This window comes from Kitasatospora sp. NPDC036755, from assembly GCF_040636595.1.
Classification (GTDB): domain Bacteria; phylum Actinomycetota; class Actinomycetes; order Streptomycetales; family Streptomycetaceae; genus Kitasatospora.
In genome coordinates this window covers 1-9,855 of record NZ_JBEZUT010000325.1, presented here as the reverse complement: position 1 = coordinate 9,855, position 9,855 = coordinate 1, and the positions used below count along the sequence as shown (strand labels likewise).

8 protein-coding genes and 1 pseudogene are annotated in these 9,855 nt (G+C 73.9%); 4 read left to right on the top strand and 5 right to left on the bottom strand.

Annotated elements, in window-relative coordinates; genetic code table 11:
• Both AB0E96_RS33440 and AB0E96_RS33435 read left to right on the top strand, forming a co-directional pair.
• Nucleotides 1–380: pseudogene (locus AB0E96_RS33440) on the top strand (3'-5' exonuclease); the annotation flags it as partial.
• Nucleotides 377–862, top strand: coding sequence for a GNAT family N-acetyltransferase (locus AB0E96_RS33435; RefSeq protein ID WP_359829554.1), 486 nt, complete (start codon nt 377–379; stop codon nt 860–862). The pseudogene AB0E96_RS33440 and the gene AB0E96_RS33435, both read left to right, overlap by 4 nt.
• A gap of 14 nt (nt 863–876) precedes the next feature.
• Here AB0E96_RS33435 and AB0E96_RS33430 read toward each other — a convergent pair whose 3' ends face one another.
• From AB0E96_RS33430 to AB0E96_RS33415, 4 genes are all read right to left on the bottom strand, one after another.
• Entirely contained in the window at nt 877–1,620 is a 744-nt protein-coding gene (locus tag AB0E96_RS33430; RefSeq protein WP_359829553.1) for a DUF3592 domain-containing protein, read from the bottom strand.
• Nucleotides 1,621–1,746: 126 nt separating this feature from the next.
• A complete protein-coding gene (locus AB0E96_RS33425; protein WP_359829552.1) occupies nt 1,747–2,769 on the bottom strand; it encodes a polysaccharide deacetylase family protein in 1,023 nt (340 codons plus the stop codon).
• A gap of 171 nt (nt 2,770–2,940) precedes the next feature.
• A complete protein-coding gene (locus AB0E96_RS33420) occupies nt 2,941–3,834 on the bottom strand; it encodes an aminoglycoside phosphotransferase family protein (protein ID WP_359829551.1) in 894 nt (297 codons plus the stop codon).
• Between the two features lie 140 nt (nt 3,835–3,974).
• A complete protein-coding gene (locus AB0E96_RS33415) occupies nt 3,975–6,239 on the bottom strand; it encodes an MMPL family transporter (protein ID WP_359829550.1) in 2,265 nt (754 codons plus the stop codon).
• A gap of 537 nt (nt 6,240–6,776) precedes the next feature.
• On the opposite strand from AB0E96_RS33415, the gene AB0E96_RS33410 reads away from it, so the two are divergent.
• Both AB0E96_RS33410 and AB0E96_RS33405 read left to right on the top strand, forming a co-directional pair.
• A complete protein-coding gene (locus tag AB0E96_RS33410) occupies nt 6,777–8,978 on the top strand; it encodes an MMPL family transporter (RefSeq protein ID WP_359829549.1) in 2,202 nt (733 codons plus the stop codon).
• Between the two features lie 339 nt (nt 8,979–9,317).
• Complete coding sequence (locus tag AB0E96_RS33405; protein ID WP_030060364.1) at nt 9,318–9,524, top strand: cold-shock protein; 207 nt, start codon at nt 9,318–9,320, stop codon at nt 9,522–9,524.
• 24 nt (nt 9,525–9,548) lie between these two features.
• Here the strand turns inward: AB0E96_RS33405 and AB0E96_RS33400 are convergent.
• Nucleotides 9,549–9,855, bottom strand: a 307-nt coding sequence (locus AB0E96_RS33400) for a hypothetical protein (RefSeq protein ID WP_359829548.1), incomplete at its 5' end; no start/stop codon positions are given.

Genomic DNA, 9,855 nt, shown 5'->3' with positions numbered 1-9,855 from the left:
GTCGGGGCGTATGGCACCGGTGCCGTCCTCGCCGCGGCTCATCGCGCGTCGGGCGGGAGCAGCCGGGCCAGGGTCCGGACGGCGCGGTACTGGAGGTGGACAAGTACCGCAAGGGCTCGCGCACCCTGCAACGGGTCTGCGAGCTGTACGGGGTGGAGCTGACGGACGCCCACGAGGCGGGCAGCGACGCGCTGGCCGCCGTCCGGGTCGCCGTCGCGCTGGCCGGACGCTACCCGGCCGAGGTCGGGGCGGTGGAACCCGCCGAACTGCACCGGCGCCAGATCGACTGGTACCGGCAGTGGGCCGAGGGCCTCCAGGCCTGGCTGCGCCGCGGCAAGGACCCGCAGGCGGTCGTCGACCCGCGCTGGCCCGCCCGGTGACGGCCGCCCGGCCACCCCGCCCCGTACGCCCCGCCCGCCCCGCGGACCTGCCCGGCTTCCTCGCCCTCGCCGCCGAGGTCGAGCACTGGTTCGGCCCGATGGTCGCCGAACCGGGCTTCCACCGCGCGGTGCTGCGCGCCGCCGACCGGGGCCTGGCGACGGTCGCCGAGGACGACCGCGGGCTGCTCGGCGGCCTGCTGTTCGGGCCCGCGGACGAAGGGCCGCACCACCTGCACTGGCTCGTGGTCGCCGAGCGGGCCCGGGGCACCGGCGTCGGCCGGGAGCTGGTCGGGGACGCGCTGCGCTGTCACGTCCGGGGCCCGGCCACCGTCGAGGTGGTGACCTTCGGCCCGGACCACCCGGGCGCGGTGGCGAGCGGTGCCCGCGTCTTCTACGAGCGGCTGGGCTTCACCCCGGCCGAGGCCGCCGCCCCGGGCCCGGAGGGCGGCTCCCGGCAGGTCTACCGGCTGCGCGTCGACTGACGCCCGGCGGGCGGTCAGGGGGCTTGGGTCGGCGGCACCACGGCGGCCTCGGCGGTGTCCGGCGCCAGCGGGTCGTAGCGGACGGTCAGCAGCTGCCCGATCCGGGGCGTCAGATAGGTCTGGATGCGGATCGCGCAGACCAGGCTGCGGGCGACGCCGTCGGGCGTCGTGTAGCCGACGGTGAGCCGGAACTGCGGCTGGGTGTAGCCGCTCGGCTCGCCCGGCTGGACGGCGGTCACCGTGCCGGTGGTGCTCACCCCGTGGGCGGCGAGCCGGTCGGCGACCGTCCGCGCGGCGCGGTACGCGCGGTGCTGCGCGCGGAGCCGTGACTCGGAGTGGACGACCAGTGGCAGCGTGAGCACCGCCAGGAGCGCGACGGCGGGTAGCGCGGACCGGTACGGCCCGCCGGGGCCGAAGGCCGCGCCGAGCAGCCCGAACAGGATGGCGAGGAACACGACGGCGCCGGCGGGCAGCCGGCTCGGGGCGCCGGGCCCGGGGGCGCGGCCGACCCGGGTGGCCGCCAGCAGCCCGGTCAGCCAGCAGAACAGGGCGCCGGTCCAGTACGCCTGGGTGGTGGTCGAGCCGAGGCAGAGCGGTGAGCAGACCTCCGGGTCGCGGTAGGCGACCACCCCGGCCGAGAACAGCAGGCCGGCCACCGCGCACAGCGCCAGCAGGAGCAGTGCCGCGAGCGCCCGGCCGAAGCCCACGCGTCGTTCGAGGTAGGGGAGTCGGGAACTCGGGCGAGTGCCGGCAGTCATGCCCGGAGGCTAGTGCGACGGCTGTGGCGGGCGGCACGCGCGCCGGCCGTCCAGCCGGTGAACGAGGGGGAAACGTCCCGGGGCGGAGCCCCCGCCGCCCCCGCCGCCCCCATCGCCCCGACGGGCCTACGCGGCGGGGAAGTCGAAGGTGTACCCCTGGCCGACCAGCCAGGGCAGCAGCTGCTTGAGCGCCGCCACGGTCTGGCCGCGGTCGCCGCCCCCGTCGTGCATCAGGATCACCCCGCCGGGCTTGAGCTGCTTCTGCACGGCCGCGACGATCGCCGGCGTCCCCGGCCGCGCCCAGTCGCGCGGGTCGACGGACCAGCCGAGCGAGGACATCCCGAGGCTCGCGGTGATGTGCTCGTTGTCGGCGTTGAAGCCGCCGCCGGGGGCGCGGAACCAGCCGACCTCGGTGCCCGGGCCGCCCGCCTGGACGATCATGTCCCGGGCGGCGGTGATCTCGTAGGCCGCCTTGTCGTGCGGGAGCTTCGCGAACGGCTGGGGGTGGTGGACGCTGTGGTCGCAGAGCCGGTGCCCGGCGGCCAGGACGCGCTTGACCATGGCGGGGTTGGCGGCGGCGTTCTGGCCGATCTGACAGAAGGTGGCCTTGACGTGGTACTGGGCCAGCAGGTCGAGGATCTGGCCGGTGGCCGGGCCGGGGCCGTCGTCGAAGGTGAGCGCGACGGTGCGCCCGCCGGAGGCGGTGGAGCCGATCACGGTGCCCGCCCCGGTGTGCGGGGGCGGTGCGGCGGGCGAGGACGGGTCGGCGGCCGGCGTGCTCGGGGCGGCGGTCGGCGTGGCGGGCGTGGTGGCGACGGGGGAGCCCGTGGCCGCGGGCGGGCGCGGCTTGGCCGGCGCCGCCGGGGTGGAGGCGGGTGCGGAGGCCGTGGTGGAGGGGGCGGCCGGCGGCACGGCGTCCGAACCGGGGGCCGGCGCGACGGTGGTGGCCGCCGTCCCGCTCGGGCGGGCCTCGGCGGGGGACTGCGTCCCGGCCGGCGCCGCCGCGCCCGGTGACCGGAGCGCCCCGTTGGCCGTCCCGCACGCGGCCAGCCCCAGGGCGGCCGCCACCGCGACGCAGCCCGCGAACAGTCTGCGCCGGGAGCGGGACAGGCGGGTCGGGGCGGAGGGGCGGGGGGCGGTCCGGTGCATGGCGGCGGCTCCTGAGGTGCGAGTACGGTGCCGGTCTCTCGGGTCAGGACGACTGTCCGATAGGACGCCGATCGTACGTGCGCCGGTTGCGAACCGGACCGAACCGCCGCAGGAGTCTTCTCACACTCGCCCCGGTGGCGGCGCCGCGCCGCCCCGGGTATCGGGGGCCGGTCAGAACGGGTACCAGCGCACCCCGGTGGCCCCGTCCCGCAGCGAGTCGACCCGGCGCCGGAACTCCTTCAGCGCGGCCGGGCTGCTGGCCGCCTGCTGCGCGACCCAGGAGGCGCTGGCGGTCTCCCGGGCGCCGCGCAGCACCGTGAACCCGGGCCACTCGCGCACGTCCCAGCCGTACGCCTCGGTGAACGCCCGGTACTCCTCGGCGGGCACGCCGTACCGGTCCTGGCTGAGCGCGAGGACCACCAGGTCGTGCTCGCGCAGGTCGTCGGCCATGAACTCCAGGTCGAGCAGCACCGGTCCGTCCGGGCCGACGTGGACGTTGCGGGGCAGCGCGTCGCCGTGGATCACCCCGGGGTGCAGCCGCGGGACGAGGTCGGGCAGGGCGGCCTCGAAGGCGTCCCTGCGGTGGCGCAGGAAGGCGACGTCGGCCGGGTCGACATGGCCCTCGGCGGAGGCCAGCCAGCGCTCGACCGGGGTCATCAGGTCGCGCCGGCCGAGCGTGAAGGGCGGCAGCGGCAGCCGGTGCAGGGCGCGCAGCAGCGGGGCGAGGTCGACCGGGCGGGCGGGCCGGACGGCGGGCGCCAGCCGGTGCCAGAAGGTGACCGGGTGGCCGTCGGCGAGCTGCGGCTCGGGCGCCACCGCGTCGTACGGGCGGACCACCGGGACGTCCTGGCCGGCCAGCCAGTGGGCGAGGGCGAGCTCGCGGTGCGCCCGGTCGTACAGTTCGGGGCCCCGGCCGACCTTGGCGACCACGGCCGGGTCGCCGAGGTCGAAGACGGCGTTCTCGCCGAGCGCGAGCAGCGCGGCCCCGTCGGGGGCGGCCAGGCCGGCCGCCTCGCAGGCCCGGGCGAGCAGCAGCCGGGCGTGGCCCTCGTCGAAGGGGATCATGACTGGGTTCCGTTCCGCCGACGTTCATCCGGTGGACCCCGGACGGTGATCATCATGACGCACGGACGCCGGGCCCCGCGCGCTGCGGGGCCCGGCGTCCTGCGGGTGCGGGCGGTGGCTCCGGCCTCCGGGCGGTGGCGTCAGACCCCGGCCCGGTGGCGGGGCGTCCCCTGCTCCGGACCGGCCGGCCGGGCGTGCGGGTCGCCGTCGGCGGCGGGCGGCGGGACGGACCCGCCGTGCGAGAGGTCCGGCAGCCGGTTCAGCCAGCGCGGCAGGTACCAGTTGCGGTCGCCCAGCAGGGTCATCACCGAGGGCAGCAGCACCGCGCGGATCACCGTGGCGTCGATCAGCACCGCGACCGCCAGGCCCACGCCCATCTGCTTCATCACCTGCATGGACAGCGAGCCGAAGACCGAGAACACCCCCACCATGATCACCGCGGCGCTGGTGACCACCCCGGCCGTGGAGCGGATGCCGTGGGCGACCGCGGCGCGGTTCGACAGGCCGCGGTCGCGGGCCTCCTTGATCCGGGAGACCACGAACACGTGGTAGTCCATCGAGAGCCCGAAGAGGATCACGAAGAGGAACAGCGGCACCCAGGACTCCACCGCCCCGACCCCGGCGGTGCCCAGCAGCGAGGCGCCCATGCCGTGCTGGAAGACCAGCGTCAGCACCCCGTACGCGGCGCCCACCGAGAGCAGGTTGAGCACCACGGCGGTGACGGCGACGACCGGCGAGCGGAAGGAGGTGAGCATCAGCAGGAAGGCGAAGACCACGACGAAGCCGAAGACCAGCGGCATCGAGCCGGTCATCTTCCGGTTGAAGTCGTACGAGGCGGCGGTCTGGCCGGTGACCGGGGCCTCGGTGCCGGGCACCTTGAGGACGGTGGCGGGCAGCAGGTCCTCGCGCAGGCTCTTCAGGGCGTCGTTGCTGGTGGCGTCGTTGCCGGTGCCGTTGAGCGGGATGTCGACGACGGCCACGTTCCGGTCGGGGTGCACGGCGACCTCCACCGGGCCGTGCATCCGCCCGCCGGCCAGCGCCTTCGCCCTGAGGTCGGCGATCGCGGCGGTCATCGCGGGGGAGTCGATGTCGGCGGCCCTGATCACCACGGTGGCGGGGGCGGGACTGCCGGGGAAGGCGGCCTCGATCTTCTGCGAGGCGGCGACCAGGGAGTTGCCCGCGGGCAGCTGCTGCTGGAAGGTCAGCTTGGCGGTGTGCATGGTGGCCAGCGGCGCGGCCAGCGCCAGCAGGAACGCCGTGGCGAGCACGGTGGCGGCCAGCGGGCGGCGCAGCACCGGGGTCAGCACCGCGTTCCAGAACCGCCCGCCGTCCTGTCCGGCGTCCGGGCGGCGCAGCTTGGCGAGGAACGGCACCCGGCCCTTCTCGACCCGGTCGCCGAGCATCGACAGCAGCGCGGGCAGCACGGTGAGCGAGCCGAGCACGGCGGTGACCACGACCACGATGGTGGCGAAGGCCATGGCCTTGAAGGTGGCGATCCCGGTGAGGAACATGCCGGCCATGGCGACGACCACGGTGACGCCGGAGACCAGCACCGCCCGGCCGCTGGTGGCGGCGGCCACGGCCAGCGCGGTGGCGGCGTCGCGCCCGGCGGCCCGCTCCTCGCGTTCGCGGCGCAGGTAGAAGAGGCAGTAGTCGACGCCGACGGCGAGGCCGACCAGCAGCATCACCGAGCCGGCGTCGCCGCTGGTGTGCAGGAACCCGCTGCCGAGGGCGACCAGTCCGCCGGCGGCGACGAAGGCGGTGAGCGCGAGCAGCACCGGCAGCACGGCGGCGACCAGCGCGCCGAAGGCGACCAACAGGATGCCGAGGGCGAGCGGCACGGCCGTCCACTCGGCGCGGGCGAAGTCGGTCTTGAGCTGGTCCTGCATCCACTTGCCGGAGCTGGCGTCGCCGAGCTGGGCCACGGTCAGGCCGGGGTGCTGCCGCTGCACACCGGCCACCGCGTCCAGCACCGACTGGACGTGGTCCACCGCCTTGTCGGGGTCGCCCTCGAGCGTCAGCACCACGAGCGCGGAGTGGCCGTCCGCGGAGACCGCGCCGCTGTCGTACGGGGAGCGGACCTCGGCCACCCGGCCGGTGCCGTCGACGGCGGCGATCACCTGGTCGACGGCGGTGCGGAACTCCGGGTCGTCGGCGGCGAGGGCGGCGCTCTGGACCAGGACGGTCTCGGCGGCGGGCTTCTTCAGCCCGGCCTCGTCGAGGATCCGCGCGGCCCGGGAGACCTGGCCGGGCACCTGCTCGGCCTCGGTGATCTTCGTGCTGCCGTGCGCGCCGCCGAGCGCGGCGGCCAGGACGACGAAGAGCAGCCAGCCGAACACGGCGGTCCTGCGGTGCCGGGCGCTCCAGGCGCCCATCGCGGCCGCCGGGCCGAGTCTGGGCTTCACGGGCTTCACGGTGGTTCTTCCCCCCTGGGAGAGCGGCGGTCGTCGCCGGACGGGATCGGCGGCGACCCGGGTCGGGGGAGCTGCCGATGGCGGTGCGCCGACTGCGGCCGGCGTCCCGATCGACAGTAGGGAAGCGGGGGTTGACGGTTAATCCGGCTGGCGGGTCACCTCCTCCTGGTGTTCTCCTCGGGGGCCGGGGTGGGGTTTTCCCTACCCCCCGACCCCGAGATCTCCTCCTGGGGGGTAGGGATCCACCTCCACCCTGAGGGGGAGAAGGCTCCACCCGGAGCACGAGGTCAAGGGGCCTGTGCGCGGGCGAGACTGGGACGGGGCCGCTTCGGCGGTCCGACGGGGGTTGAAGCACACGGGGGCTCCTTGCCGGTCGGCAAGCAAGTACTCGTAGGATGATGCCCCAGATCCACTTACCTGCCGACCGGCAAGGAGTGTCGCGAGGCACGTCCCGAGCCGGCCTTGCCGTCGCCCGGTGTCCCGTCCCCCAAGGGCTGCGGTGAACCATGCCCAGGAGGCATCACGAGCATGTTCCACCGACTAGGGAAATTCGTCGTTCGCCGCGCGTGGTGGGTGATCGCCGCATGGGTCGTCGCGATGATCGCCATCGTCGCGTCGGCGCCGAAGGTCACCTCGCAGACGGACGAGTCCGCGTTCCTGCCCAAGCACTACGAGTCCATCCAGGCGGCGGAGCTCCAGTCGCGGGCCTTCCCGTCGAGCTTCACCCCCGCCGCGCTGCTGCTCTTCGAGCGCAACGACGGACAGGCGCTGAACGAGACCGACCAGGCCACGATGGACAAGGTCGTCAAGGGCCTCACCGACGCGCACATCCCCGCCGTCGAGACGGTCCTGCCGGTCGACCCCAAGAGCTCCAAGTCCAAGGACGGCAAGTACGCGCTGTCCATGGTCGCCATCGACAAGACCAAGATGCAGAGCCCGGAGTACAGCGAAGCCGCGAAGAAGCTCCGCACCGAGGGCACCAGGCTCGCCGACGGCTCCGGACTGAAGTTCCAGGTCGGCGGCCAGGCCGCCAGTGCCCTGGACCAGAAGGACGCCTCCGGCGCCACCGACGCCATCGTCATGGTCGGCAGCCTGCTGCTGGTCATCCTGATCGTCGGCGTCATCTTCCGCAGCATCCTGGCCGGCATCCTGCCGGTCATCCTCTCGCTGGTCATCGCGATGCCGGTGGCCAACGGCCTGATCGCCGACGCGATCAAGATGTTCGACCTGAAGTCCTCCCCGATGACCTCGGCGATCCTGATCATCGTGGTGCTCGGCGTCGGCACCGACTACTTCCTCTTCCTGGCCTTCCGCTACCGCGAGCGGCTGCGCCTGGGCGAGGACCGCAAGACGGCCGTGGCCAACGCCGTGGGCCGGGTCGGCGAGGCGATCGCCTCCGCCGCCGGTGCCGTCGCCGTCGCCTTCGCCGTGCTGGTCCTCTCCAGCCTGGGCATGTTCACCGCGCTCGGCCCGGCCCTGGCCATCGCCGTCATCGCGACCGCCCTGGTCTCGCTGACCCTGGCCCCCGCCGTGCTCGCCGTCATCCCGTCCAAGGGCGTGTTCTGGCCGGGCAAGAAGTGGATGCAGGAGCCGAACAACGCCCGCTTCGCCGCGCTGGGCCGGATGACCGGCAAGAAGCCCGGCCTGGTCGCCCTGGTCTCCGGCGGCGTCCTGGTGGTGCTGGCCCTGGCCGGCCTCAACTACAACGGCACCTACGACCTGGCCGGCAGCTCGATGCCCAAGGGCAAGGAGTCGATGGTCGTCCAGGAGAAGCTGATGACCGGCTTCTCGGCCGGCGCCGCCGACCCGAGCCACGTCTACCTGACCAGCACCGACGGCGCGAAGCTCGGCGACGCGGCGATCAAGGACTTCGCCGGGAAGCTCCAGGGCGTCCCCGGGGTGGCCACCGTCGTCGCGCCGTCCGCCGAGGCCAGGACGGTCAACGCCGACGGCACCACCGGTGACTTCACCGTCCTGCTCAAGGACGCGCCGGCCTCCAACCAGGCCATCGACACCATCGAGAAGGTCCGGGACACCGCCCACGCCTCGGCCCCGGCCGGCAGCAAGGCCCTGGTCGGCGGCATCACCTCGGTGTACAAGGACATCAACACCGCGATGGTGCACGACTACACCCTGGTCTTCCCGATCGCGGCCCTGCTCATCATGATCATCCTGGGGCTCCAGCTGCGCAGCGTGGTCGCGCCCTGGTACCTGATGGCCTCGGTCGGCCTCGGCTTCGGCGCCACCCTCGGCGCCACCACCCTGGTGTTCCAGAACATCAAGGGCGAGCCGGGCCTGATGTTCATGCTGCCGATCTTCATCTACCTCTTCGTGGTGGCGATCGGCACGGACTACAACATCCTGATCATCGCCCGCCTGCGGGAGGAGGCCCGCGAGGGCCGCAGCCCGCGCGAGGCGGCCCGCGAGGCCGTCAAGCACGGCGGTCCGACCGTCGCGGCGGCCGGCTTCATCCTGGCGGCGTCGTTCGCGACCTTCATGTTCGCGGGCAACGTGCTCTTCATGGAGCTCGGCTTCTCGCTGGCCTTCGGCATCGTGCTGGCGGCCTTCGTGATGGCGATGTTCTTCACCCCGGCGCTCACCGCGCTGCTCGGCCACCGCGCCTGGTGGCCCGGCCACGCGGACAGCCCCGACCACGGCCACGGCCACGGCGCGGGCCCGGCCCCACTGGCCGGCGCCCACGGGATGCCGGAGCCGGCCGGCCGGCGCTGACCCGACCGGGTCGGCGCGGCCGGCCCGGACGGGCCCGGACCGGCCCGAGGAGGCCGGTGAGGACAGGCGGCGCCCCGCTTCGGCGGGGCGCCGCTGCCCCTTTTCCCGGGCGGCCAAACGTGATCTCCCAGGCGGAAAAATCCCCGGTCAACCCCCGTTCCACCGTGCTACAGTCGATGCAGTTGCAGTTTTGGTTCCCATGAACGTGGTGTGCGCCTGCTGGTTCCAACCGACAGGCGCATTTGTTTTGTCCGGTGTTTCAGTCTCCGGATGGGGATCGCGGCTACACGGGGACTCACGAGGTGTGGGTCCCTGATGCCCCAGTTAGAGGAGACGGTTATGGCTACCGGCACCGTGAAGTGGTTCAACAGCGAAAAGGGCTTCGGCTTCATCGAGCAGGATGGCGGCGGCGCCGACGTGTTCGCCCACTACTCGAACATCCAGGCTCAGGGCTTCCGTGAGCTGTTCGAGGGCCAGAAGGTCGAGTTCGACGTCACCCAGGGCCAGAAGGGCCCGCAGGCCGAGAACATCCAGATCATCGGCTGACGTCAGCTCCACGCTGACTCGCGATCATCGCGAAGCGGGGGCCCGCACCTCACGGTGCGGGCCCCCGCTCATGCCGCCGTACGGCCGGGGCGGCGCACTCTTCTTCCGACGGCCGACACAGCCCGCAGCCCGGGCTGCAGACCGACGGACGGAGATCCCGTGACCACCCCTGCCCGCCCGCCGCGCGATCGCGGCACCCGCACCACCGACCAGTCCCGCCGCACCGGCCAGCCCGGCCGCAGCGCGGCCCTTGTCGCCCAGCTTGTCGGTCATGGCCTTCCAGCCGTCCCAGTCCGACTCGTCCAGCGGGTCCTCGATGGAGACCAGCGGG